Source organism: Streptomyces sp. Ru71, assembly GCF_002920535.1.
In the GTDB taxonomy this organism is placed as follows: domain Bacteria; phylum Actinomycetota; class Actinomycetes; order Streptomycetales; family Streptomycetaceae; genus Streptomyces.
The window spans coordinates 84132-107672 of sequence record NZ_PQSS01000002.1 but is presented as its reverse complement, the minus strand read 5'-3'; the positions used below and the strand labels follow the sequence as shown (position 1 = coordinate 107672).

Genomic DNA, 23541 nt, shown 5'->3' with positions numbered 1-23541 from the left:
CCCACGGGCGGCTGCGGGGCGTGATCAGCGCGGCCGGCCGAACCAGGCGCCCAGGAGGTCCGCGAGATCCTCGCTCTCGGACGTCCAGGCGATGTAGCCGTCGGGGCGGACGAGCAGGGCGTCCCGCTCCAGGGGACGCTGCCCGTGCACCCGCACCAGCCGGACCGTGTGGTCCCAGCGCCCTGCCACCGCCGCGTGCCGCAGGCCCGAGTCGGCGTGGTGCAGCAGCAGCGGGCGCCCCGCACGCAGCAGCTCCATGACGTCCTCGGTGCCGTGGTCCGTCTTGAGGAGCCGGTTGGACAGGAACCTGCCGGTCCAGGCGCAGGCGCTGTCCCGGCCGGCGGAGCACACCGTCTCCTGCGCGCTCAGGTCACCGCCGAGCAGGGCGCTGACCTCGCCGAAGGGCAGCAGGCGCGCGAACAGCTCGCGCAGCGGGTCGAGTTCCGGTCCGGGGCGCATCAGGGCCAGCTGCGCCCGGGTGTTGCGCACGACCTGTTCGACGACGGGGCGGCGCTCCACGTCGTAGGTGTCGAGCAGTCGGTCGCCCGAGCCCGTGCGCACCGCGCAGCCGAGCTTCCAGGCGAGGTTGAAGGCGTCACCGATGCCCGTGCTCAGGCCCTGCCCCCCGATGGGGAAGTGGATGTGCGCGGCGTCCCCGGCCAGGAAGACCCGCCCGCGGCGGAAGGTGCGCGCGACCCGGGTGAAATCGCTGAACCTGCTCAGGTACAGGGCCTCGGTCATCGGCACGTCGTGTCCGAGGACGCGGGAGACCTCGGTGCGCAGTTCGTCGAGGGTGGGCCGGGCCCGCCGGTCGGCGGGCGCGTCGAAGTCCAGGGTGCGGATGACGCCGGTCCCGTCGGGCTCCGGCCGGCACACCACCCAGCCGCGGGACGTGCGCTGCCAGCCGCGCGGTGCGGTGTCCGGGTCCGCGAACCGGACCTGCCCCATCAGCGCGGAGACGGTCGCCGCGCTGGTGTCCGCGGCGAAGCCCGCCTGCTCCCGCACTCGGCCGGCGCCGCCGTCGGCGCCCACCAGGTAGAGCGCCGAGAAGCACGTGGTGCCGTCGGGCGTGCGGGCCTCGACCCGGACCCCGTCCGCGTCCTGGGAGACCTGCGTGACCTCGTGGGAGCGCAGCACGGTGACCCCGTGCGCCACCGCCCGCCGTTCCAGGGCCCTTTCCAGGTCCGCCTGCGCGAGCTTGAGGATCGGGGTCGGCTCGCCCTCGGGGGCGGCGATCTCCAGGCCCCCGATCCCGGCGAAGTGGAAGGGCTGCGCGGCCGCGTCCGCCGCGCCCGCCACCGCGTCCAGATAGCCGCGTCTGGCCAGGCTCTGCACGGCGCGGGCGTGCAGGGTGTTGGCCTTCGGGCGGTCCGAGACCGCCGCGCGCCGCTCCAGGACGACCACGCGCACGCCCGTCAGCCCGAGTTCGGCGGCGACGAGCATGCCGACGGGGCCGCCGCCCACCACGAGCACCTCGGCGTCGACAACCTGCGGCATGTCACCCTCCCCCGTCGGTGGGCCACATGCTAAGCGGGGCGGGTGGCGCCCTGCTGACCGGGGGCGGGCCTGAGCAGGCAGGTCAGACGGGCCGTGCAGATCCGGCGGGCCCGCTCGTCGCTGACGACGATCTCGTACGTCGCCGTCGTCCGGCCGCGGTGCACCGGTGTGGCCTCGCCGGTGACCGTGCCGGAGTCGGCGCCGCGGTGGTGGGTGCAGTTGAGGTCGACGCCGACGGCGATGTGTGTGGGCCCGGCGTGCAGGGCGGCGCCGATCGAGCCGAGGGTCTCGGCCAGGGCCGCGGAGGCTCCGCCGTGCAGCAGGCCGTACGGCTGGGTGTTGCCCTGCACGGGCATGGTGGCGACGACCCGCTCGGCGGAGACCTCGGTGAGTTCGATGCCCATGCGGGAGGCGAGGTCGCCCAGCGGCAGGGGGCGCTGCAGGGTGTTCGGCATGTTCTCTCCGGTCGGCTGTGCTGCGGAATGCTGTACGGGGACGGGCATCACAGGCCCCAGACCCGCTGGCGCCGCACGGCGATGCGCAGGATGACGCGGTCGGAGCCGATGTCCTTCTGCGGGTAGGGGCGGCCGTTGTACTTCATGGCGAGTTCGTCGATGTGGGCGCGGGCGGTGGGCCCGTTCTCCTCCTCCACGACCTGGCCGCGCACCTCCGCGTAGACATAGGGGTTGTCGCGCTTCCAGATCATGAGTGTGGCCCGGGGGTCGCGCCTGAGGTTGCGCACCTTCTGGCGCTCCACCTCGCTGTTGATCACCAGCCGGTCGCCGTCGGCCGACAGCCAGACCACCTGGGTCTGCGGGGTCCCGTCCGGCATGAGCGTGGTCAGGGCGGCGAAGTTGGGGCCGTCGGCCAGCTCCCGGACGGCGGGGTCCAGGGGAAGGGCTGCGCTCGTCATCGCGAGTCCTGCCTTTCAAGGGGTGGGTCTGGTCGGGTCGTTCGTTGATCGGGGGTCGGTCCCGGGGCGCCGGGATGGGCCGGCGCGGGGACTCACCGGCCGATGAGCACTCCGGGTTCGCCGGTGTACCAGACGTTCTCGACGTGTACGCGGCGCATGCGCCAGTGGCTGCCGGCGCGCACCAGGTCCACGGCGTACAGGTTCTTCAGGAGCAGATGCCGCCCGTGGTCCGCGCCGGGCAGGTGCTGGGCCTCGACCAGGGCGGTGAGGCGTGCCGCGTCCTGGTCGATCTCGGTACGGCAGTTGGTGACGGCGTGGGTGGTGTCGAGCGGGATCCCGGGGTTGAGGACGACGCCCGTGATCATGTCGCGGCCCGTCATGAGCGGCAGGTCGAGACCGAGCCGGCCGGCCACCGGGCGGAAGTCGAACTCCGCGTCCTCGGTGAACGCGGACTCCAGCAGCTCGCGGTCCTTCAGGTCGCGGCCGAGGGCGAAACGGTACAGCGCGTCGATGATCTCGGTGCGGTCGGCGAGTTCACGGACGGTGGCCGCCTCCTGACGTGCGTCGAGGGCGTAGGGGCGGGTGACGTACATGCGGGGCCTTTCGGGGTACGGGGGTCGGGGCTGCCGGGGCGCTATGCCTCGGGGGAGGGACGGAAGGCGGCGCGCAGCGCGGCACGCCGGGGCTTTCCGGTCGGGGTGCGGGGGATGTCGGCGGCGGCCATCGGCACGACGTGGGCGACGGTCATGCCGAACCGGTCGGCGACCGTCCGCCTGATCCGCTCGGCGGCCTGCCCGGGCGCCGGGCCGTCGTCCGACAGCGCGCAGAAGACGGCGAGTGCGCCGTCGTCCAGGACGCAGGCGGCGGTGCTGCCCTTCTCGACGAAGCCGAGCGCGTCGACCTCCGCCTCGATCTCGTGGCCCTGGCAGCTGCGGTCGCCCTGGGTGATCAGGTCGTCGGCGCTGCCGGTGACGGTCAGCGCGCCGTCGCGCACGAACGCCATGTCGCCCGTGCGGAACCAGCCGTCCGCCGTGAACACCCGCTCGTTCAGCTCCGGTTCGCCGTGGTAGCCGTCGAAGACGGGCGCACCCTTGATCTGCAGGTGCCCCAACGTCCCCACCGGAACCACCCGTTGCGTGTCGTCGACGACGCGGACGCTGACTCCGGGGTGCGGGCGGCCGACCGGCACGTACCGGTCCGTGTCCCGCACCGAGTCCAGGTCCATCCGGTGGTCGACGACGCCCGACGAGGTCTCGGACATCCCCCAGCCCGGCCGCATGGCGTCGGTGGGCATCCCGTGCGCGGCGAGCGCCGCCAGGACCCGGCGCACGGTGCGCGGCCGTACGGGGGCGCCGCCGTTCATGACGTACCGCAGACAGCTCAGGTCCCAGCCGCCCGCACCGGTGCGCTCGGCCTCGTCCAGGCGGGCGGCGAGCGCGTCGAAGGCGGAGTCGGCCGCCCAGGTGGTGTCCACCCGGTGCCGGTCGACCACGTCGAGCCAGCGCAGCGGGTCCGCGAGCACCCAGGCGCGGCGGGCGTGGATCTGGCGGGCGGCCGTGACGACGTCGCGCACATGGAACATGACGAGGCCGCTGACGTGGTCCAGCGGCATCCAGTTGAACGTGACGCTGTGCGCGCCGAGATCGTTGGCGCGCGCGGTGCCGTGGGAGCGGCTGAGGATGTTGCCGTGCCGCAGCACCACGGCCTTCGGGGTGCCGGAGCTGCCCGCGGTCAGCATCAGGGCGGCCGGGTCGGCACGCCGGTCCCGCTCGGCGTCCCAGTGCGCCGGGGCGTGGTGGCGCAGCGCGGTCACGTCGTCCAGCAGCCGGGCCCCGCCGAGGACGCGGCGGACGCTGTCCACCACGCCGGCGTCCAGGGACGCGCTGACCGGGACGGGGACCAGGCCGCCGAGCACACAGGCCCAGAAGGCGCCCAGTATGTCGCGCTCCTGCGTCAGCCGCAGCACGACGTGGTCGCCGGCGGCGGCTCCGGATGCGCGCAGCCCGGTCAGGATGCGGGCCGCCTCGTCGAGCAGTTCGGGATAGCTCAGCCGGTGCTCCGCGCCCCGCTCGTCGATCAGGCAGATCGCCGGGTCCGTCCGCAGGTGCGCGGCCCGGGCCAGCGCCTGGCCGAGGGAGGTGAGGCCGGGGTCGGTCAGCGGGCCGCCGTGCAGGACGGACGCACCGGCCTCCTGCCCGGTCGGGGCGGCCTTCGCCGGTGTCTCCTGGACGTGCATCTCCTGAACACTTCGCACTGGTCGCACCTTTGGATCGTGTGATGCCGGGAACGTGCGCACGCACCGGGGGCCGGCCGCGCCGGACCGGCCCCCAGTGCGCCTGCGCGAGGGGGTCGTCAGTTGCCGGCGGCCTGTGCCGCGCGGCGGCGTGCCGCTCCCCGCAGGGCCGAGATCAGGGCGAACAGCATGGTGACCGCGGAGATGCCGGCCACCACGTACACGCCGTCGCGGTAGCTGTCCATCAGCGACGCGGCGCCGTGCGCGGTCTTGCCCTCGTGGTCGACCGACATGGTGGCGGTGACGACGGCGAGGACCACCGCGGCGCCCACCTGGTAGCCGGTCTGCAGCACGCCCGCGGCCAGCCCCTGCTCGGAGTCGGCGACGCCGGACGTGGCCTGCACGTAGGAGCCGGTGAAGGAGAACGGGAAGGCGACACCGATGAGGAGCATCGTCGGCAGCATCGTGGCGACGTAGCCGGAGTTCTCGTCGATCTGGAGGAACAGCAGGTAGGCGGCCGTGTAGGCGACGAAGCCCGCGAAGATCATCCAGGCCGGGCCGAACTTGCCGACCAGCTTGCCCGCGTTGGGGGCGATGGCGGCGATGAGCAGACCGGCCGGCAGGAAGGCCAGCGCCATCTCCAGCGGCGACCAGCCCCGCAGCGTCTGCATGTACAGCGAGCCGACGAACTGGAAGCTCATGTACGTGCCCAGGATCGCGGCGGCGGCGAGCGCGGCCCCGACCAGGCCCTTGTTGCGCAGCAGCCCGAGGCGCAGCAGCGGCTCCTCGACCTTGCGCTCGATGGTGACGAACAGGGCGAGCAGCAGGGCCGTGCCGGCGAACTGGCCGATGGTGCGGGCGCTGCCCCAGCCGTAGGTGGGCGCCATGACGATGGTGTAGACGAGCAGCAGCATCGCGGCGGAGACGGTGACGGCGCCGGCCACGTCGTAGCTGCGCTTGCCGGGCGCGCGCGCCGGGTCACGCGGGACCAGGGCGAGGGCGCCGAAGAGGACGGCGAGGGCCACCGGGACGGGCAGCAGGAAGGTCCAGCGCCAGCCCAGCTCGGTGAGCAGACCGCCGAGGATGAGGCCGAGCGAGAAGCCGGCCGCGCCGCAGGCGGTGTAGATGCTGACCGCGCGGTTGCGGGCGGCGCCCTCGGGGAACGTCGTCATGATGATGGCCAGGCCCGCCGGCGCGGTGAACGCGGCGGACGCGCCCATCACGAAGCGGGCGGCGATCACCAGGGTGCCGCTGTCCGCGATGCCGCCGACGAGTGAGGCGACGGCGAAGACGCCGACCGCGGCGAGCAGGATCTTGCGGCGGCCCACCAGGTCGGCGAGGCGTCCGCCGAGGAGCAGGAAGCCGCCGAAACCGAGCACGTAGGCGCTGACCACCCACTGCACGGCCGAGGTGGACATGCCGAGGTCGGACTGGATCGGCGGCACGGCGATACCGACCATGGCGTTGTCCAGCGCGTCCAGGAACATCGCGCCGCACAGCACGATGAGCATGCCCCACAGCCGGCCGCCCCAGCGGGCGTCGGTCTGCTCGGGGCTCACTTGCCGGGTGGAGTCGGCCTCGAAGTCGAGAGCGGGTTCGGTCGTGGTTGCCATCAGGCTGGTCCCAATTCCTTCGTTCGTGGGGTGGGGGTCCGGCGTGGGGGCCGGTGCGGATCGGCGCTCAGACGACGCTGCCGACCGAGTACGGGTTCTGCGGGGTGCCGCCGAGCAGATGGGCGCCGGCGGACTGGATCACCTGGTCCTGCGCGATGACGTGCTGGCACATCGTGTTGAGGTCGCGCAGCCAGCGGTCCAGCGGCGAGGGCTGGTAGACGGCCGCGGTCGCCACCAGGTCGAACAGGCGGGCCACGACGTCACGGGCGGTGCGGAAGGCGTTGACGCGGGCGAGCACCGAGGCCACCTGCTCGTCGGGGGTCTGCCGGCCGCCGGCCTCCAGCAGCTCCCACTGCTCGCGCAGCGAGCCGTAGACGGCGTAGCGGGCGGCGCCGAGGTCCATCTCGGCCTGGGCGAGCGCCATCTGGACCCGGTAGGTCTCCGCCCAGGAGGTCTGCGCGGCCCGGTCGAAGCGGGTGGCGGCCATCTCGCGGACGTGGTCGAGGGCGGCACGGGCGACGCCCAGCGGCACACCGGACATGTTGCGCAGCACGGCGTCCGGGGTGGCGTTGGCTCCGGTGACGCGCGGCGTCGCGAAGCTGAAGGTGTGCTCCTCGGGCACGAACAGGTCCTGCACCCGGTAGTCACGGCTGCCGCTGCCGCGCAGGCCGGTCGTGTTCCAGGTGTCCTGGATCTCGAAGGCGCTCTGCGGGGCGAGGACGATCCGCCAGTGCGGGCCCGCGCCGGTGCGCGGGTTGGTCTCCAGTTCGCCGTCGACGGTGACGAAGACGCCGCCGACGACCCACTTGCTGTGGGTGATGCCGCTGCCGAAGTGCCACTGGCCGCTGACCCGGTAGCCGCCCGGCACCCGCTCGGCCTTGCCCATCGGCATGATCGCGCCCGCCGTGACGACGTCGGGGTCGTCGAACAGCTCGCGGGCGACGGCTTCGTCCATGAAGCCGGCGTAGATCGGCGTGTCCATGCCGATCATGGCGCACCAGGCGGCGGAGGAGTCACCGATGGCGAGGGCCTCGATGACCTCCGTCTGCTGGACGGCGTCCAGCTCGGGTCCGCCCCAGGACTTGGGCACGGCCATCCGGAAGACGCCCGTGCTGCGCAGCAGGTCGACGATGTCCTCGGGCAGCTGCCGGGTGTCCTCGATGCGCTGGGCGTGCTCGCGCAGGGTCGGCGCGATGGCTCGGGCACGGGCGAGGATGCCCTCGGCCGTGTTGGGAACCACCGAGGTCTCGGGGGTGTCCAGGAAGGTCATGCAACGGTCTCCCAGCGTGCGTGGTGACGGGATACGGGACTGTGGGGGCGGTGCGAGGGGCGCCGCGCGGCGCGGTTCACGCGTAGCGGCCCGGCGCGATGGCCTGGTGGGGGTCCAGGGCGGTCTTGATGCGGCGGCCGAGCTCCCGGGCACCGGGGTCGGCCGCGAGCGCGTCGGCGTAGTGGGTGTGCTCGACGTCGAGGCGGTAGGGCAGGAAGCCCTGCGCGGTGAACAGCTCGTGGAGCCGGTCCAGGGCGCGGTGGGCGCGGGCCGCCTCGTCGGCGTCGGTGCGGTCGAACTTCATCGTGACGACGCAGTCGACGACGTCCGCGTTGAGCGCGTTGAGGGTGGCGCCGCAGCGGATGCCGGTCTCGGTCCGCACCTGGTCGAGGAAGTCGACGGCGCGGGCGAGGTCGGTGCCGGTGAACGGGACGAGCGGCAGGAAGAACAGGAAGCCGCCGTCGGGGTCGATCCGGTCGGCCGGCCGGCCCATCTTCGCCTCGAACAGGGCGTCGGTCTCGTCCGGGTCACCGGCGTAGGCGCGCTCGACGCGGACGGCGACCTCGTGGTTGGGGCGCTCGGGGTCGGTCGCGTCGGTGGTGGACACCTCGGTGAACAGGCCCGAGGCCTCGGCGGTGTCGACCACGACCCGGGTCATCGCGGCGACGGACTCCTCGGTGCCGTCGACGCACACGTGCAGCAGGAAGTCGTCCCCGGTGTGGTCGTAGGCCCGCGCCGCGGCCGGGTTGTAGGCCTTGACGACGCCGCTGGCCAGGCCCTGCGCCACCCAGCGGCGCACCTCGTCGAACGCCGCGACGATGTTCTCGGCGGCGAAGCCGAGCCGGACGACCTTGAGCGCCTCGGGGCGCGGCAGCAGCCGGATCGCGGCCGCGGTCACGATGCCGAGGTCGGACTGGACGAAGGTCTGCAGCAGCGAGGGACCCAGACCGTAGGGGTAGACGGGCGTGGACCGGTCGGGCCGGGGCCACCAGCCGATGTGCACCAGTTCGCCGCTGGGCAGGGCCACTTCGAGCCCCACGAGGTCGTCGACGCGCTGGTGGCGCAGGCCGACGCCGCGGTCCAGGGCGTTGCCGACCACTCCGGTGCGGGCCGAGGAGACGGTGACGTTGATCATGCGGTCGGTGTCCTGCAGCCGGGCGGCCAGCTCGGCCTGGGTGACGCCGGGTTCGACGACGGCCCAGCCCTCGTCCGTGTTGATCTCACGGATCCGGTCCATGCCGCTCAGGTCCAGGACGAGGGCGCCGTCGCGGGCCGGTTCGCGGGAGCCGAGGCCCCAGTTGCCGCCGGTGCTGTAGGCGTGCAGGGAGCCGGAGTCGGCGGACCGGCCGAAGAGCTCGACGATGCGCCGCACTTCCTCGGCCGTGCGCGGCCGCACCACTCCGCGCACCCCGCGGGAACGGAACAGGCTGGTGTTCGGTCCGAGCGTGGTGGTCCCCGGCGTCGACGAATCCGCGGGCGGGGCAAGGGTGATGCGGTCGGCTCCGACTGCCTGTGCCACCTGGTCCAGGACGTCGGCTCCGGTGGCGGCAGGGCTGAGCACGGTCATGAAAGCACCTCGGGGTTCCCTCGTTCTCCGGGCCTGATCGGCGGGTCGCACTGGACGTTAGAGAACCGGGAGCCAGGTTTCTTTCTGGATCGCGCACGCTCTGTGCCGGGTTCGCGCACACCCCGGGAGCGAGGGCCGGCCGGAATTTGCCTGCCGATCAGGGCGGCTGGAAGACTCGAATACAAACCAGAACGCTGGTTTTATGATCGGTGAGGCGGCCTGCCGGTGAACACCAAGTGGTGCGCGGGGCCTCGCCTCCCGCACGCGCCGCCCTCCGACCGTCTACTGGAGCCCCCCGCGATGAAACAGGAACGTGCCGCGCGCACCCGGCAGGCCCTCATTGAGGCTGCGGCCTGCACCTTCGAGCGCTACGGGTACGAGCAGTCCCGGCTCACGGACATCAGCGCCCGCGCCGGCGTCAGCGTCGGCGCGCTGAACTTCCACTTCAAGAGCAAGGCCGCCGTGGCCCATGCCGTGGAGCACGAGGCCGCGACCACGCTGCGCCGGGTCGCCCGGGTGATGACCCGCCATCAGGGACAGGCGCTGCAGCGGCTGACGGACATGTCGCACGCGCTCGCCGACCGGCTGATGCGGGACGTGGTGGCCCGCGCCGGGTTCCGGCTGAGCTGCGCGGCGGAGCAGCGCACGGGTCTCGACCTGCTCCAGGAGTGGCAGGGCTGCGTCCAGCAGCTCGTCGCGGAGGCCGCCGACGAGGGCACGCTCGTCGAGTCGGTGGAGCAGCAGGAACTGGCCGCCGTGATCGTGGCGGCCACCACGGGCCTGGAGGCGCTGGGCCGGCGCAACACCGAGTGGCTGTCCGAGCCGACCCTCGCCGCCTTCTGGCGGCTGATGATGCCCCGCATCGCCACCGAGGACGCGCTGGGCCGGCTCACACCGGCCGGCAGCGCCCGCGCCCGGCCCGAGGCGGCGCCCCCTCCCGAGGACGGCGCCGACCGCGGGTCCGGGGACGCCCGCCCCCTCGTCCCCGGACCCCGGCCGGCAGGGCCTAGCGCAGAGCCAGCCGGCTCGCGGGGGACCGGGCCCGGCTGAAGGCGTGCCGGTGGTCGAAGGCCCATGTCTCGTACGAGCGCGGCGGGTGCCCCGTGACCTGCCGGACCGTGTCGGCCACCCGCACCTTCGCACCGTCCTGCTGCCGCCCGGCGCTCTCCAGGAGTGCCCGTGCGATCGGTTCCGGGTAGCGGCGCAGCAGCGCCTCCCGGGCCTCTTCGAGGGCTAACTCCTCGAAGCGCAGCGGGCGTTGCAGCACATCGGCGAGGATCGCGGTCTGTTCGACGGCCGCGATCGCCCGTGGCCCGGTCAGGGTGTACGCCCGGTAGGCGTGGCCGGGTGCGGTCAGTGCGCGCACCGCCACCTCCGCCACGTCCCGGGGGTCCACGCAGGCGTTCGCGGACGTTCCGTGCAGGGCCCGCACCGTCCCGTCGCCGCAGACGGACGTCCGCCAGGAGAGCGTGTTGGACATGAAGGCCCGCGGCCGCAGCAGCGTCCAGGCGAGCCCCGACTCGCGCAGGAGCTCCTCGTTGGTCCGCTGCCAGCGGGTGATGAGGTCCCGTGCCTCGACGTCCTGCACGGCGGCCGCGGACAGCTTGACCACATGGCGCACACCCGCGGCCCTGGCCTCCGCCAGGAACAGCGCGTCGTCCGTCGCGGCCACCGGGGTGGTGACCAGGAACGCCGTCCGCACTCCGTACAGTGCCCGGCGCAGGGAGTCCTTGTCGGCGTAGTCTCCCTGCGCGATCTCGACGTACGGCCCGGTCACCGTGATCCGGTCCGGCCGCCGGGTCAGCAACCGCACCCGGTGCCGTGGGGCCAGGCGGTGGGCCACCAGCGAGCCGACCGTGCCGGTGGCTCCGGTCACCAGGATCACGCCGGCTGTCCCGCACCCACGGGCACGCAGGCCGCAGCCGTACGTTCGGTGAACACCGAAGAAAAAACCGGTGCTCCGTCTTGTTTTCCGACGACCCGAACGGCCCCCTGGGACGGCAGCCGTTCGGCCTGTATCAGGCACGGGGAGTCGAACTCGGCGTAGCGGTGGAAGGCGATCTCCCCGCAGGCGGGGACGAACGGGCTCGGCGCGTGCAGGACCTGCGCCGTCTGCCGGGCCGCCTCGAACAGCAGCATCCCGGGGACGTGGTCCTTGCGCCCCTGGAACAGCGTGGGATGGGTGGTGTCCACTCTCAGCAGCCACTGCCCCGGCTCCGCGGCCGGCGCAATCACCACGTCCTCGGCCCTGGTGCGCCCGGCCGGCGCCGGCGGGACGGGGACGGCGTCGCTGACCCAGGTGCGCGGTACCGCCCGCTCGCCGCGCAGCCGGACGTAGATGGACGGGCTGATGAACTTGGCCACGAACAGCCCGCGCGCCACCACGTTCCCGCCCCGGCGCACGGTCATGGCGATCCGCATCGACTGGGGCCGCAGCTTGCGCCACTCGATGTCGGAGCACTGCACGAGGACGTCGATGTCGGCCGGTCCCGCGTCCACCCGCAGCAGCTCGGTGGCGCAGCTGTAGCGGAAGGTGCTGAGCAGGAACTGGTACCCGACGGGCACCGCGTAACCTGCGTGAACGATCAGAATGCCCGCCTGGCGCATGGTCTCCGCGACCAGGAGCGGGTCGTACGTGCCGTCGACGGGCGGGAAGAAGGGGTGGTGGGCGGGCCAGCGTCCGCTGACGACGAAGGACCCCTCCGCCCCCGCGCGCTGCCAGCCGGTGACGAAGGCGTCCTCGCGCCTGGCCCGGTGCACCAGAGGCAACGGCAGACCAGGATGCTCCTCACCCGGGTGATCGGTGTGACGCTCATTGGTGGTGCAAGATGCCGCACTGGACATAACTCCCCCAAAGCTTCGCGGGCGTCCCTGCAGCTCCCCTGCCGCTAACATACAGACGCACCGGTTTTTTTAGAATGATGCACACACGCATCGCAGGATTCAAGATCGTCCCAGTAGCAGAAGGGCAGCGTAGTCATGCAGGACCGTGCGATCCGCACGCGCAGGGTCATTCTTGAGGCGGCCGCCGCGGTCTTCGAGAAGCGGGGGTTCGAGGCCGCCACGATCTCCGAGATCTTCACGGTGGCGGGTGTCACCAAGGGGGCGCTGTACTTCCACTTCCAGTCCAAGGAGGACCTGGCGCTCGGGGTCCTCTCCGAGCAGGACTACAACCTGCAGCTGCCCCCGCGGGCCTGCAAGACACAGGAGTTGGTGGACGTCGCGACGCTGCACGCCTACCGCATCATGACCGATCCCCTGGTGAGCGCGGCCGTCCGGCTCTCCATGGACCGGCAGGCCCAGGAACTGGACGGGGGCGGCCCGTTCTCCCGGTGGGGCGAGTTCGTGGGCGAACTCCTGGAGGAGGCCCGGCTCCAGGGCGAGCTGCTCGTCCATGTGCAGCCGCAGGAGACGGCGGACGTGCTGGTCGGCGCGTTCTCCGGCGTGCAGTCGATGTCGCAGGTGGTCGGCTACCGGGACCTCACGCAGAAGGTGACCTCACTCCTGCGCCATGTGATCCCCTCGATCGTCGTGCCCTCGGTGCTGCTCACCCTGGACATGGGCGCCGACCGCGGCCCGGGTCTGTACGCCGAGGCCCTGGGCACGTCCGACGCCGGGTCCGAGTGAGCCCAACGACCGCACCACCGCATCGGCCACCGCGTCCGGCGTGCGGCCCGCCGTCGCCACGCTGACCCGGGCCAGCCGCTCGTACAGGGGAGTTCGCGTCCGGGCCAGTTCGTTCAGCCGGCCCTGGCCCGCTCCGGTCAGCAGCGGCCGCGTGGTGTCGCCGCGCAGCCGGTCCGCCAACTGGGCCGGATCGGCGCGCAGATGCACCACGTTCCGTCCGGCGAGCCGGGCCCGGGTCAGCGGGTCGAGCACCGCTCCGCCGCCGAGCGCGAGCACCCCGCGGTGTTCGGCGAGCGCCGCCGCCACCGCCTCGCGCTCCAGCTCACGGAACCGCCGCTCGCCCTCCCATGCGAACAGGTCGGCGATCGAGCGGCCGGTTGTCTGCTCGACGTCCTCGTCGGTGTCGCGGAAGGACACGCCGACGCGGGCCGACAGCGCCCGCCCCACCGTCGACTTGCCGGATCCGGGCAGACCGATCAGCACGGCGTACGGCGCGTTCACCCGGCGCTCCCGGCAGCCGGGACCGCGGGGGTCAAGGAGTTCGCAGGGGTCGCAGGGGTCGCGGGGTTCGCGGTGAACGCGGCGCGGCGCGCGCGTTCCGCCTCGGCGGCCCGCCACATGGCGTCGCTCACCGGCTCGGTGCGGCCCGTCATCAGCCGTACCTGAACGGCCGCCTGACCGACCAGCATCGCCAGTCCGTCCACAGCCCGCCCGCCCGCCGCGTTCACCGCCGCGACCAGGGGCGTGGGCCGCGCCCCGTACGCCACGTCGAGCAGCGCGGCGCCCGGACGGGCGAGGCCGGAGGCGAAGGCGTCGGCCGTGCCGGGCGGGAGGGTGGAGACCACGAGGCCGGCGCCGGCGGCGAGGTCCGCCACACCGGGCAGGGCATGCACGCGGACGGCGACGCCGAGGCGCTCGGCGACCTCGCGCAGCCGGGCGGCACGGGCCGGCTCGCGCACCGCCACGTCCACCGTGGCCACGCCCAGTGCGCGCAACGCCGCCAGGGCGGAGCAGGCGGTGGCACCGGCGCCGAGGACCACGGCCCGGTCCGGCCGCGCGGGCGCGACGAGCCGCAGCGCGGAGACGAGCCCGGCGACGTCCGTGTTGGCGGCCTCCCAGCCGCCCGGCCCGCGCACGAGCGTGTTGGCGGCGCCCGTGGCGGCGGCCTCGTCGGAGACGGTGTCGGCCAGCTCCAGCGCCGCGTACTTCAGCGGCATGGTCAGCGAGAGACCCGCCCACGACGCGTCCAACCGGCCGACGAGTTCAGCGAGTTGATCGTCGGTGCACTCGACGGCCGTGTACTGCCAGTCGAGGCCGAGCTGCGCGTACGCGGCCCGGTGCAGGGTCGGCGAGAGCGAGTGCGCGATGGGGGAGCCGAGGACGGCGCAGCGGGTGCGGGCGTCGTGCGGCGCGGCAGGGCGCGGGGAGGTCAAGGCTGGTCACCGTTTCGGTCGGGATGCCCCCGGGGCGGCGGTGACGACGCGGATCGGTCCGGCGCGTCGGGCACCCGGGGCGGGGCGGGAGCCTCCTGCGTGCAGTGTGCACGTCGGCTCGCGCCGGGCCGTCGCCCGGATGCTCCAGGGATCGCAGATTTCGATACTTCTTGGAAACCGACGCACGGGATTGTTTTCATCGTCGGGACCTTTGCAAGGCGACGGGCGCCTCTCGAAGCCGATGGGGGACAGCGTCTTGGCCGACAACGCGGGTCCACCGACCATGGAGTAGCCACATGATCAACCTTGATGACATCCGCCGGCACGCGGCCGGCTGCCCCGAGGGGGTTGCTCTCGTCGACGGGGAGAACCAGCTCACCTGGCAGGAGTTCGCCGGGGCCGTGGAGCGGGTGGCGGCCGGACTCGCGCAGCGGATGCCGGAGCAGGGGCCCGTCCGCTCGGTCTTCCTGGCCGACCGGGGCTGGGAGCTGGTGGTCGTGATGGCCGCCTGCGCCACCCTCGGTATCTCCTGCACGGGGCTCGACCCGGCCGCGGACACCGAGCAGCTCACGCAGGTCCTCGACCGCCTCGAACCGTCGATGGTGTTCACCAGCCGCGCCTACCGCCCGGTCCTGGACCGCTGCCTGTGGCCCGCGGGACCCCGGGCCCTGCACATCCTGCTCGACGGCCCGGTGACCGAGCGCACCCCCGGTCAGCGCACCGGCCCCTGCCTGGTCGGCTTCGAGGACCTGCTGGGCACCGAGCCGCTCGCCGCCCTGCCCGAGGCCCGCCGCTACGAGTCCTTCACGGTCGTCCCGGGCGGGCGGCAACCGCGCCTCGCGGTGCGGCGCACCCCCACCGAGGTGCGTCAACTGGTGGACCTGGTCGACGAATTCGGCTTCGACGCGTCCGACGTGCACCTGCTGGCCGCGCCGCTGTGGGAGCAGTCGGCACGGGATCTGACCCGGGCCCTGATGGCGCTCGGCGCGCGCGTCGTCGTCGGCGCCCAGGGCGCCCCGGCGGCGCTGGCGGCCACGATCCGGCAGGCGCGGGTGACCACCGGTGTCATCGATCCCGTCACCCTGACCGAGCTCCTCGCCCACCCGGACTCGGCCGACCTGGCCGGCGCCGGACGGCTGCGGTGCCTGTTCACGCCCGGCCGGCACGTGGGCCGCTGGACGGTGAACACGGCCTGGGAGCGCCTCGGCCCCGTGCTCCACCTGGCGGCGTGCGCCCCGGAGACCGGCCTGACCGGAATGATGACCCCGGAGGAGTCGCTGGTCGTGCCGGTGCGCTCGGCCCGGCCGACCCTGGGCACCACCGTCGTCGTCCTGGACGAGCAGGGCGCGGTGGCGCCCCCCGGTCGCACCGGGCGGGTGGCCGTGGCCGGGACCGGCGTGATGGACGGGTACCTGCACGACGAGGACGGCGAGGGCCCCTTCGTCACGCTCGACGTCGGCCAGGGCGAGCAGCGCTTCCTCGTCACCGACGACCTCGGTCACCTCGACGAGCAGAGCCGTCTCGTGCTGACCGGCCGCGGCACCGGGGTGCCGCTGCTGGAGCGGGACGCCGCGGTGGACTCGGCGCTGTTCCGCCTGGAGGCCGACCTGCTCAACCTGCCGTGCCTGCGCGACACCGCGGTGATGCGGGTGGACCACCCCGACCTAGGCGACTCCCTGGTGGTGCCGTTCATCGCGGTCGCGGTGGGCCGTGAGGCGACCGGCCTGCAGGCCCTGACCGCCACCTGCGCCCGCCGTCTGCCGTCGCTGCCGGCCCATGTGCTCGCCGTCGACGACATCCCGTACAGCCCGACCGGCCGGATCAGGGAGACCGAGCTGCTCGACTCGGTCGTTCCGATCATCGCCCTGAACCTCCAGCTGGAACAGTCGATGCACCAGGAGATTGCGACATGACCGTCCTGAACGAGCTGTACGCCCACGACCCGTTCGAGGCAGACGAGCAGACCGGTTTCGACGAGGGGTTCTTCGCCCTGGAGCGGGAACTGCTCGAACTGCCCTGCGTCCGTGAGTGCGCCGTCGTGCGCACCGAACTGCCGGACCTGGGCGAGACGGTGGTCGTGGCGTTCGTCCCGGTCTCCGCCGACCAGGAGGCGGCCGGGCGCCGGGCGATCCTCGCCGCCTGCGAGCGCTGCCTGCCCTGGCTGTTCGGGCACGTGGTGGCGGTGGACAGGATCCCCCGGGCCGCCGACGGATCGGTGCGGGCCGGCAAGCTGATCGACCAGGCGCTGCCGCAGATCGCCCGGGATCTGATGTCCCCCGTCGCCATGTCGGACTGACCACGACGGTCGCCATGTCGGACTGACCACGACGGTCGCCATGTCGGACTGACCACGGCGGTCGCCTTGTCCGACCGACCGCGACCGACGACGCACGTGCGAAAGCCCGCGGCCGCTCCCCTTCGAGGGGCGCGGCCGCGGGCTTTCGCGTGGGCTGCGGATTTCGAACACGCAAGAACCGGTTCGCTGGTATGTTTTTTGCAGGGCACCGGGGTGGGGGGACTCGCGTCCTTCAGGCCATCCCGCGACAGGAGACCGCGTTCAAGCCGGCAGCAGTGCCGCTCCCGGCTGGAGCCACTCACCCACCAACAGAAGAGGATGGCCGTGCAGTTGCAACACTTGCGCGCGTTCTGCGAGGTGGCGGACGAGCTGAGTTTCACGCGTGCCGCGAAGAACCTCAACTACGCACAGTCGAGCATCACCGCGCAGATCCGCAGCCTGGAAAGTACCTTCGGAGTTCCGCTCTTCGACCGCAGCAGGCGTCAGGTGACGCTGACCACCGCCGGTGAGCGGCTGCTGCCGCACGCCCGGCGCATCCTGCAGATCTCCGAGCAGGCCCGCGAGGACGTGCGCGGCGCCTACGCCTCCCGCACGCTGCGTCACCGTCGGCCCGTCCAGCGCGTCTGAGCGCCGAGGGCGCCGAGGGCGCCGAGGGCGCCGGCCGACCGGCTACCCCGTCGGTTTACCGCCGGTAGCCCAATCCCCAAACACCTGCGCGTATTTGAGCAAGTAGCCGTGCGCTGCACAACAACTCGCCAGGTGTCCTGATCCCTAAGCTCGTGGGCAACGAACCGTTCCCATCGGTGGGACAGCCGGTTCCAGCGAAGGCCGTCGTCCGCCGGGCAGCGCAGCTGCTTTCACGGCGGGCCACGCAGTCCATGCCGCACGTTCCCGTCCCGGAGAGGATCAACCATGGGTCACGTCCCAGCAGTGGATCAACACAGCGGTGCTGCCGAGACAACGAGCGACCTGCGTGACGTCATGCGTCAGTTCGCCACAGGGGTGTGCGTCGTCAGCACCTACGAGGAGTGCGAGGCCGGCCGGGTCCATGACGCGATCACCGTCAACTCCCTCACCTCCGTCTCCCTCGCCCCTCCCCTGATCTCCCTCAGCTTCCGCAGCGACTCCGGCTTCCTGGCCACGCTGATGGAAACGCAGCAGTGGGGCATCTCGATCCTGGACGCCGACTCCGAGCGCACGGCCCGGCTCTTCGCCCGCCCCCGGCACGAGCGTGAGGCGGCGCTGCGCAGCCTGCCGTCCGAGGCCGGCCGCCTCACCGGCGCCCTGCTGTTCGGGGCCTCCGGCTGGATGGAGTGCCGCTACCGGGACCACCTGGTCGTCGGCGACCACGTCATGGTCATCGGCGAGGTGCTCGGACTCGGCGTGCACGAGTCCCCCTCGCCGCTGATTTTCCTCCAGGGCGGCTTCCACCGCTTCGAGCCGCAGCGCTGACTCTCTGCCCGTCCGTCCCGCAGCAGACAAGGAAGGTCCGCGAGGCGGCCGCCCGCACAGCCGGTGTGCCCTCCCATGCCTTGCGCACAGTGATAGGTGACTGAACACATGCCCCGTGGATTCTCGCTCGGTGTCGTCGGCGGCGGCGCTTCCGCCGTCTGCCTGATCGATGCCCTCGCCCAGGCCGAGGTCGAGCCGGGCACGCTCACCGTCTTCGAGCCCTCGCCGCACCTGTGGCGCGGCCGTGCCTACCAGGTGGACACGCAGACGCTCAAGGTCAACGCGACGCCGGACGACATGTCGGTGCGTGCCGGGGACCCGGAGCACTTCGAGCGCTGGCTGGAGACCCGCGACCGTGTCATCGGCGTCAAGCAGGGCATCGACCGGTACTCCGGCGCCCGCTTCGCCCCCCGGCCCGTCTACGGCGACTACCTGGAGCAGTCCGCCTACGCCGCGCTGGGCGACCTGCGGCGCAGGGGCTGGAAGGTGGACATCATCGGTGAGGCCGTCACCACGGCGAGCCGGCAGCCCCACCAGGTGGTGCTGCGCACCAGGGACGGCCGGGCGCGCGCCTTCGACTACGTCGTCCTCGCGGTCGGCGGCGACAGCCCCAAGGACGTCTACGGCCTCAAGGGCACCCCCGGGTTCGTGGCCGACCCCTACCCGCTGGCCGAGACCCTGCAGACCGTCGAGGACGACGACCATGTCGCCGTCATCGGCAGCGGTCTGACCTCCGTCGACATCGTGCTCACCCTCGCCGCCCGCGGCCACCGCGGACCGATCAGCCTGCTGTCGCGGCGCGGTGTGCTGCCGGGCGTGCGCCAGCGGCCCGTGGAGTTCGAGCTGCGCCATCTGACGCCGGAGCGGATGAAGGCGCTGGCCGACGAACGCGGCGAGCTGACCCTGGAGGACATCGCCGCGGTGCTGCGCGCCGAGTTCCGCGACTCGGGCGCCGACCTCGACTCCGTCATCAGCGAGATGCTGCGGGTGGACCTGGAGGACCCCGTCGACCGGCTGCGCCGCCACATCGACGAGGTCGACTCGCCGCACCTGGGCATGCGCATCCTGCAACGCGCCGTACCGGAGACCGGACCCGACCTGTGGCCCACGCTGCGCGAGGAGGAGAAGGTCCAGATCCTGCGCGCGCACTACCGCACCATCATGAGCCTGTGCTGCCCGATGCCGCCCGCCAGCGCCGGCGTCCTGCTGGAGCTGGTCGAGAACGGCCAGCTGCGGATGCTCTCCGGGCTGCAGGACATCTCCCCCGCCGAGGAGTCGGGCTTCGACGTCATCGCCGCCGACGGCACCGAGTTCCGCGCCGACAAGGTGATCAGCGCGGTCAACGCCTCCGAGGGCCGCATCCCCACCAGCGCCCAGCCGCTGGCCACCTCGCTGATCCGGGCGCGGGCCGCGAGCCGCCACCCGCACGGCGGTCTGCACCTGGCCCGCGCCACCAGCCGGCTCACCGTCAACGGCCGCCCCGACCCGCGCCTGTACGGGCTGGGCAACATCGCCGCCGGCGCCCTGTTCTTCACCTTCGGCATCCCCTCCCTGGTCGACCGCAGCGTCGACATCGTCGCCGCGATCCGGGAGCACGCCGCCACCATCGACGCGGCCCGCGCCGACCGCCAGGTCCTCGCCGCCTGAACCGGTTCGCAGCCGCCGCACCCGCCACGCCCGCACGGGCAGAAAGGCCGTATCCCATGACGACCACGACCGCCGTCGCCGACGCCAGGCCCGAGTTCCTGGCCGACACCCACACCGGCCTGCCCATCCCGGGCGAGCCCACCTTCGCCACGCACGAGGACGCCCGGCGCCATCGCAAACAGCGCCTGGCCGCCGCGCTGCGGCTGTTCGGCAAGTACGGCTTCGGTGAGGGGATTTCTGGTCATATATCGGTGCGTGACCCGGAGTTCCCGGACCGGTTCTGGGTCAACCCCTTCGGGGTCTCCTTCAAGCACGTCCGGGTCGCCGACCTGATCTGCGTGGACTCCGCGGGACGCGTCGTGCACGGCAGGCACCGGGTCAATCCGAGCGCGTTCGTCATCCACTCGGCCATCCACGAGATGAACCCGGGTGCCGAGGCCGCCGCGCACGGCCACACCGCGCACTCCCGCGCCCTGGGCGCGCTCGGCCGGCTGCTGGAGCCGATCGACCAGGAGTCCGCGGCGTTCTACGGCAAGCAGGTCCTCTACGGCGACTACGAGGGCCCCTCCACCACCGTGGAGCAGGGCCGGGACATCGCCGAGAAGCTCGGTGACAACCGGGCGATCCTGCTGCGCCACCACGGGCTGATCACCGTCGGCGGCACCCTCGACGAGGCCGTGCACTGGTTCTTCACCTACGACAGCTGCGCCCAGGTCCAGCTGCTCGCCCAGGCCGCGGGCACCCCGCAGACCTTCACCCACGAGCAGGCGCTCGCCGCCGGCGACGGCTTCGGCGACGAGCAGCTGGGCTGGTTCAGCTTCCAGCTGCTGTGGGACGAGATCGTCCGCGAACAGCCGGACCTGCTGGAGGAGTAGGCCTTGGCACCTCCCGTCACTCCCCACACCCGCACGTCCCCGATTCCCGTCGATGACGACTCAGAGTGAGGCAGAGCCCATCATGAACGTTGCCAAGACCGTCACGGAAGCGGACTCCTGGCGCCGGCTGCCGGCCGCGCAGCAGCCCGACTGGCCGGACCGGGACGCACTGCGGTCGGTGACCGCCGAGCTCGCGGCCTACCCCCCGCTGGTGTTCGCCGGCGAGTGCGACCAACTGCGCGACCGGCTGGCCTCGGTGGCCCGCGGCGAGGCCTTCGTCCTGCAGGGCGGCGACTGCGCGGAGACCTTCGACGGGGTCTCCGCCGACCAGGTGCGGGACAAGGTCAAGACGCTGCTGCAGATGTCGGCGGTCCTGACGTACGCGACCTCGGTGCCGGTCGTCAAGATCGGCCGGATCGCGGGCCAGTACTCCAAGCCGCGCTCCAAGCCGGTCGAGGTGCGCGACGGCGTCGAGCTGCCCGTCTACCGCGGCGACGCGGTCAACGGGCTCCCCTTCACCCCCGAGGCCCGCACCCCGGACCCGGAGCGGCTCAAGCGGATGTACCACGCCTCCGCCGCGACCCTGAACCTGATCCGCGCCTTCACCACCGGCGGCTACGCGGACCTGCGCCAGGTGCACGAGTGGAACCAGGACTTCGTCGCCAAGTCCCCCATCGGTGAGCGCTACGAGCGGCTCGCCGAGGAGATCGACAACGCGCTGGCCTTCCTCGCCGCGTGCGGCGCCGACCCGGCCGAGTTCCACTCCGCCGAGGTCTTCTCCAGCCACGAGGCGCTGCTGCTCGACTACGAGGCCGCGCTGTCGCGCACCGACGAGCGCACGGGCCTGCGCTACGACACCTCCGGCCACATGATCTGGATCGGTGAGCGCACCCGTCAGCTGGACGGCGCGCACATCGAGTTCGTCTCCCAGGTCCGCAACCCCATCGGGGTGAAGCTCGGCCCGACCACGACCGCGAAGGACGCCCTCGCGCTGGTCGAGAAGATCAACCCCAGCAACGAGGCGGGCCGGCTCACCTTCATCACCCGCATGGGCCGCGACAAGGTCCGGGACGTGCTGCCCGAGCTGGTGCGCAGCGTCACCGACGCGGGCGCCACGGTCGCCTGGCTGTGCGACCCGATGCACGGCAACACCTTCGAGGCGGCCTCCGGCCACAAGACGCGCCGCTTCGACGACGTGATGGACGAGGTCCGCGGCTTCTTCGAGGTGCACCGCTCGCTGGCCACCCACCCGGGCGGCATCCACATCGAGCTGACCGGCGACGACGTCACCGAGTGCGTGGGCGGCGGCGACGAGATCTTCGTCGACGACCTGCACCAGCGCTACGAGACGGCCTGCGACCCGCGTCTGAACCGCTACCAGTCGCTCGACCTCGCCTTCCAGGTCGCCGAGCTGTACCGGGAGCGGAACCTGCCCCTCGAACTGCTCGACCCGGCCGTCCCGGCCGCGGCCTGAGCGGCGAAGTCAGCGACGAGCGAGCCAACGGCAAGGAGGAAAGCACAGTGGCCGTACGAGCGGTGCGTGGCGCGGTCCAGCTCGACCGGGACGACAAGACGGTGCTGCTGGACGCGGTGAAGGAGCTGTTCAACGAGGTCCTCGAAGCCAACGAGCTGGACCGGGACAGCCTGATCAGCATCATCTTCACCTCGACGCCGGACCTGCGCTGCGGGTTCCCCGCGGTCGCGGTACGCGAACTCGGCCTCGCCGACGTTCCGTTGATGTGCGCCCAGGAACTCGACATCCAGGGCGCGCTGCCCCGGACGGTGCGGCTCCTGGTGCACGCGGAGACCGGCCGGGCCAAGTCCGAGATCCGGCACGTCTACCTCGGTGGCGCCGCCGCCCTGCGCCGCGACCTCGTGCCGATCCCGGCCAGGGCAGCGGCGTGATCCGCACCGCGGCCGTCGTCGGTACCGGGCTGATCGGCACGTCCATCGCGCTGGCCCTCACCCACAAGGGCGTCCGCGTGTATCTGCAGGACGCCGACGAGTCCGCGGCGCGCACCGCGGAGTCGCTGGGCGCCGGGGTGTGCCGGCCGCCGGAGGGGACCGTCGATCTGGCGGTCCTCGCCGTGCCGCCGGGGCGCATCGGCGCGGTGCTCGCCGAGAAGCAGGCCTGTGGGCTCGCCCGCGGCTACACCGACGTGGCCAGCGTCAAGGCGGGCCCGCAGGCCGAGGTGGACGGCAGCGGTGCGGACCCGGCGCTGTTCATCGGCGGCCATCCGATGGCCGGGCGGGAACGCTCCGGGCCGCTGGCCGCCTGCGCCACCCTGTTCAAGGACCGGCCCTGGGTGCTCACGCCCTCCGCGGCCACCGACCGGGAGACCGTCAACCGGGCGCTGGAACTGGTCTCGCTGTGCGGGGCGCTGCCGGTCCTGATGCAGGCCGAGCGGCACGACCGGGCCGTGGCGGTCGTCTCGCACGCCCCGCACGTGGTGGCGTCCCTGATGGCGGCCCGCCTGGTCGGCATCGAGGACGACGCCGCGCGCCTGGCGGGCCAGGGCCTGCGCGACGTCATCCGGATCGCGGGCGGCGACCCCCGGCTGTGGTCCGACATCCTCGCGGCCAACGCCGGCGCCGTCGCCGACGTGCTCGGCGAGCTGGCCGAGGACCTCACCACCACGGTCGCCGCCCTGCGCGGCCTGGCCTCCGCGGACCCCGACGACCGGGCGCTCGGCGACCAGCTGGTCTCCGAGCTGCTGTGCCGCGGCACCGAGGGCCGGGCCTGCGTGCCCGACAAGCACAGCGCCGTGCTGCCGGTCTGCTCGCCCGTCCGCGTGCTGATCGGCGACCAGCCCGGCGAGCTGGCCCGGCTCCTCGCCGCGGCCTCCGAACTCGGCGTGAACATCGAGGACATGACCATCGACCACTCGCCCGGCTCGCCGAGCGGACTGGTCGAGCTGACGGTGACGGCCGCGTCGGCCGTACAGATGGCGCGGCGGCTGCGCGCGGACGGCTGGAACGTCCAGCGGGTGCCCGCCGCCCCGGGCGAGGGGTTCCCCGAGCCGCTTCCCGTCCCCGATCCGCACCCCGCCGCGACCGCGGCCTGACCGACTCCCCCGGGCCGGCGCTGCCGGCCGCACGGCCTACGACGAAGGAACTG

General features: G+C 72.8%; 22 protein-coding genes and 1 pseudogene. 11 read left to right on the top strand and 12 right to left on the bottom strand.

What is annotated here, in order from left to right; genetic code table 11:
• Positions 1–24 precede the first annotated feature (24 nt).
• The 8 genes from C3489_RS01740 to C3489_RS38980 all read right to left on the bottom strand — a co-directional run bounded on the left by C3489_RS01740 (position 25) and on the right by C3489_RS38980 (position 9093).
• Complete coding sequence (locus C3489_RS01740) at positions 25–1497, bottom strand: FAD-dependent monooxygenase (protein ID WP_103779061.1); 1473 nt, start codon at positions 1495–1497, stop codon at positions 25–27.
• A gap of 29 nt (positions 1498–1526) precedes the next feature.
• Entirely contained in the window at positions 1527–1952 is a 426-nt protein-coding gene (locus C3489_RS01735; RefSeq protein WP_258054528.1) for a PaaI family thioesterase, read from the bottom strand.
• Positions 1953–1999: 47 nt separating this feature from the next.
• Positions 2000–2410, bottom strand: a complete 411-nt coding sequence (locus tag C3489_RS01730) for a PPOX class F420-dependent oxidoreductase (protein WP_103779057.1) — start codon at positions 2408–2410, stop codon at positions 2000–2002.
• Positions 2411–2502: 92 nt separating this feature from the next.
• Positions 2503–3003: a nuclear transport factor 2 family protein gene (locus C3489_RS01725; protein WP_103779055.1), complete on the bottom strand. Its 501-nt coding sequence runs from the start codon at positions 3001–3003 to the stop codon at positions 2503–2505.
• Positions 3004–3044: 41 nt separating this feature from the next.
• Positions 3045–4664 (bottom strand): AMP-binding protein, encoded by a 1620-nt coding sequence (locus C3489_RS01720; RefSeq protein ID WP_146075261.1) that lies wholly within the window; start codon positions 4662–4664, stop codon positions 3045–3047.
• A 98-nt stretch (positions 4665–4762) separates the two neighbouring features.
• Positions 4763–6256 carry an MFS transporter gene (locus C3489_RS01715; protein WP_103779051.1) on the bottom strand — a complete coding sequence of 498 codons (1494 nt, stop codon included), beginning with the start codon at positions 6254–6256 and terminating at the stop codon, positions 4763–4765.
• Positions 6257–6323: 67 nt separating this feature from the next.
• Entirely contained in the window at positions 6324–7526 is a 1203-nt protein-coding gene (locus tag C3489_RS01710; protein WP_103779049.1) for an acyl-CoA dehydrogenase family protein, read from the bottom strand.
• Positions 7527–7602: 76 nt separating this feature from the next.
• On the bottom strand, positions 7603–9093 hold the full coding sequence (locus C3489_RS38980) for an FAD-binding oxidoreductase (protein WP_219821919.1): 1491 nt from the start codon (positions 9091–9093) through the stop codon (positions 7603–7605).
• Between the two features lie 300 nt (positions 9094–9393).
• Between C3489_RS38980 and C3489_RS01700 the strand changes: the two genes are divergently transcribed.
• The gene (locus C3489_RS01700; protein WP_103779047.1) at positions 9394–10143 is read left to right on the top strand and encodes a ScbR family autoregulator-binding transcription factor; all 750 of its coding nucleotides are present in this window, start codon (positions 9394–9396) and stop codon (positions 10141–10143) included.
• Here the strand turns inward: C3489_RS01700 and C3489_RS01695 are convergent.
• Positions 10100–10978, bottom strand: a complete 879-nt coding sequence (locus C3489_RS01695; RefSeq protein ID WP_103779045.1) for an NAD(P)H-binding protein — start codon at positions 10976–10978, stop codon at positions 10100–10102. The two genes, C3489_RS01700 and C3489_RS01695, sit on opposite strands and share 44 nt — an antisense overlap.
• The gene (locus tag C3489_RS01690) at positions 10975–11853 is read right to left on the bottom strand and encodes a ScbA/BarX family gamma-butyrolactone biosynthesis protein (RefSeq protein WP_258054527.1); all 879 of its coding nucleotides are present in this window, start codon (positions 11851–11853) and stop codon (positions 10975–10977) included. The genes C3489_RS01695 and C3489_RS01690 overlap by 4 nt, the downstream gene beginning before the upstream one ends.
• Before the next feature lie 219 nt (positions 11854–12072).
• On the opposite strand from C3489_RS01690, the gene C3489_RS01685 reads away from it, so the two are divergent.
• Positions 12073–12720 carry a ScbR family autoregulator-binding transcription factor gene (locus C3489_RS01685; protein ID WP_219821918.1) on the top strand — a complete coding sequence of 216 codons (648 nt, stop codon included), beginning with the start codon at positions 12073–12075 and terminating at the stop codon, positions 12718–12720.
• 18 nt (positions 12721–12738) lie between these two features.
• Here C3489_RS01685 and C3489_RS39120 read toward each other — a convergent pair.
• Together C3489_RS39120 and C3489_RS01675 are read right to left on the bottom strand one after the other, a co-directional pair.
• Positions 12739–13203: pseudogene (locus C3489_RS39120) on the bottom strand (shikimate kinase); the annotation flags it as partial.
• Positions 13204–13217: 14 nt separating this feature from the next.
• Positions 13218–14153 (bottom strand): shikimate dehydrogenase, encoded by a 936-nt coding sequence (locus C3489_RS01675; protein WP_103779039.1) that lies wholly within the window; start codon positions 14151–14153, stop codon positions 13218–13220.
• Between the two features lie 296 nt (positions 14154–14449).
• On the opposite strand from C3489_RS01675, the gene C3489_RS01670 reads away from it, so the two are divergent.
• From C3489_RS01670 to C3489_RS01630, 9 genes are all read left to right on the top strand, one after another.
• Complete coding sequence (locus tag C3489_RS01670; RefSeq protein ID WP_103779037.1) at positions 14450–16066, top strand: class I adenylate-forming enzyme family protein; 1617 nt, start codon at positions 14450–14452, stop codon at positions 16064–16066.
• A complete protein-coding gene (locus C3489_RS01665) occupies positions 16063–16449 on the top strand; it encodes a hypothetical protein (protein ID WP_103779035.1) in 387 nt (128 codons plus the stop codon). The genes C3489_RS01670 and C3489_RS01665 overlap by 4 nt, the downstream gene beginning before the upstream one ends.
• Before the next feature lie 324 nt (positions 16450–16773).
• A complete protein-coding gene (locus C3489_RS01660; RefSeq protein WP_103779339.1) occupies positions 16774–17076 on the top strand; it encodes a LysR family transcriptional regulator in 303 nt (100 codons plus the stop codon).
• Between the two features lie 354 nt (positions 17077–17430).
• Positions 17431–17901 (top strand): flavin reductase family protein, encoded by a 471-nt coding sequence (locus C3489_RS01655; protein WP_258054526.1) that lies wholly within the window; start codon positions 17431–17433, stop codon positions 17899–17901.
• 108 nt (positions 17902–18009) lie between these two features.
• Complete coding sequence (locus tag C3489_RS01650; protein WP_103779031.1) at positions 18010–19548, top strand: FAD/NAD(P)-binding protein; 1539 nt, start codon at positions 18010–18012, stop codon at positions 19546–19548.
• A 56-nt stretch (positions 19549–19604) separates the two neighbouring features.
• On the top strand, positions 19605–20423 hold the full coding sequence (locus C3489_RS01645) for a class II aldolase/adducin family protein (protein ID WP_103779029.1): 819 nt from the start codon (positions 19605–19607) through the stop codon (positions 20421–20423).
• Between the two features lie 82 nt (positions 20424–20505).
• Entirely contained in the window at positions 20506–21897 is a 1392-nt protein-coding gene (locus tag C3489_RS01640; RefSeq protein ID WP_103779027.1) for a class II 3-deoxy-7-phosphoheptulonate synthase, read from the top strand.
• Positions 21898–21944: 47 nt separating this feature from the next.
• Entirely contained in the window at positions 21945–22328 is a 384-nt protein-coding gene (gene aroH / locus C3489_RS01635) for a chorismate mutase (protein WP_103779025.1), read from the top strand.
• The gene (locus tag C3489_RS01630) at positions 22328–23488 is read left to right on the top strand and encodes a prephenate dehydrogenase (RefSeq protein WP_103779337.1); all 1161 of its coding nucleotides are present in this window, start codon (positions 22328–22330) and stop codon (positions 23486–23488) included. Before aroH ends, C3489_RS01630 begins: the two co-directional genes overlap by 1 nt.
• The last annotated feature ends 53 nt before the right edge of the window (positions 23489–23541 follow it).

Bases quoted from the DNA above. Each gene is read 5' to 3' on its own strand.
- C3489_RS01645 (WP_103779029.1), top strand. From the start codon at position 19,605: ATGACGACCACGACCGCCGTCGCCGACGCCAGGCCCGAGTTCCTGGCC.
- C3489_RS01650 (WP_103779031.1), top strand. From the start codon at position 18,010: ATGCCCCGTGGATTCTCGCTCGGTGTCGTCGGCGGCGGCGCTTCCGCC.
- C3489_RS01640 (WP_103779027.1), top strand. From the start codon at position 20,506: ATGAACGTTGCCAAGACCGTCACGGAAGCGGACTCCTGGCGCCGGCTG.
- C3489_RS01700 (WP_103779047.1), top strand. From the start codon at position 9,394: ATGAAACAGGAACGTGCCGCGCGCACCCGGCAGGCCCTCATTGAGGCT.
- C3489_RS01730 (WP_103779057.1), bottom strand. From the start codon at position 2,410: ATGACGAGCGCAGCCCTTCCCCTGGACCCCGCCGTCCGGGAGCTGGCC.
- C3489_RS38980 (WP_219821919.1), bottom strand. From the start codon at position 9,093: ATGACCGTGCTCAGCCCTGCCGCCACCGGAGCCGACGTCCTGGACCAG.
- C3489_RS01670 (WP_103779037.1), top strand. From the start codon at position 14,450: ATGATCAACCTTGATGACATCCGCCGGCACGCGGCCGGCTGCCCCGAG.
- C3489_RS01685 (WP_219821918.1), top strand. From the start codon at position 12,073: ATGCAGGACCGTGCGATCCGCACGCGCAGGGTCATTCTTGAGGCGGCC.
- C3489_RS01715 (WP_103779051.1), bottom strand. From the start codon at position 6,256: ATGGCAACCACGACCGAACCCGCTCTCGACTTCGAGGCCGACTCCACC.
- C3489_RS01710 (WP_103779049.1), bottom strand. From the start codon at position 7,526: ATGACCTTCCTGGACACCCCCGAGACCTCGGTGGTTCCCAACACGGCC.
- C3489_RS01740 (WP_103779061.1), bottom strand. From the start codon at position 1,497: ATGCCGCAGGTTGTCGACGCCGAGGTGCTCGTGGTGGGCGGCGGCCCC.
- C3489_RS01725 (WP_103779055.1), bottom strand. From the start codon at position 3,003: ATGTACGTCACCCGCCCCTACGCCCTCGACGCACGTCAGGAGGCGGCC.
- C3489_RS01665 (WP_103779035.1), top strand. From the start codon at position 16,063: ATGACCGTCCTGAACGAGCTGTACGCCCACGACCCGTTCGAGGCAGAC.
- C3489_RS01735 (WP_258054528.1), bottom strand. From the start codon at position 1,952: ATGCCGAACACCCTGCAGCGCCCCCTGCCGCTGGGCGACCTCGCCTCC.
- C3489_RS01655 (WP_258054526.1), top strand. From the start codon at position 17,431: ATGCGTCAGTTCGCCACAGGGGTGTGCGTCGTCAGCACCTACGAGGAG.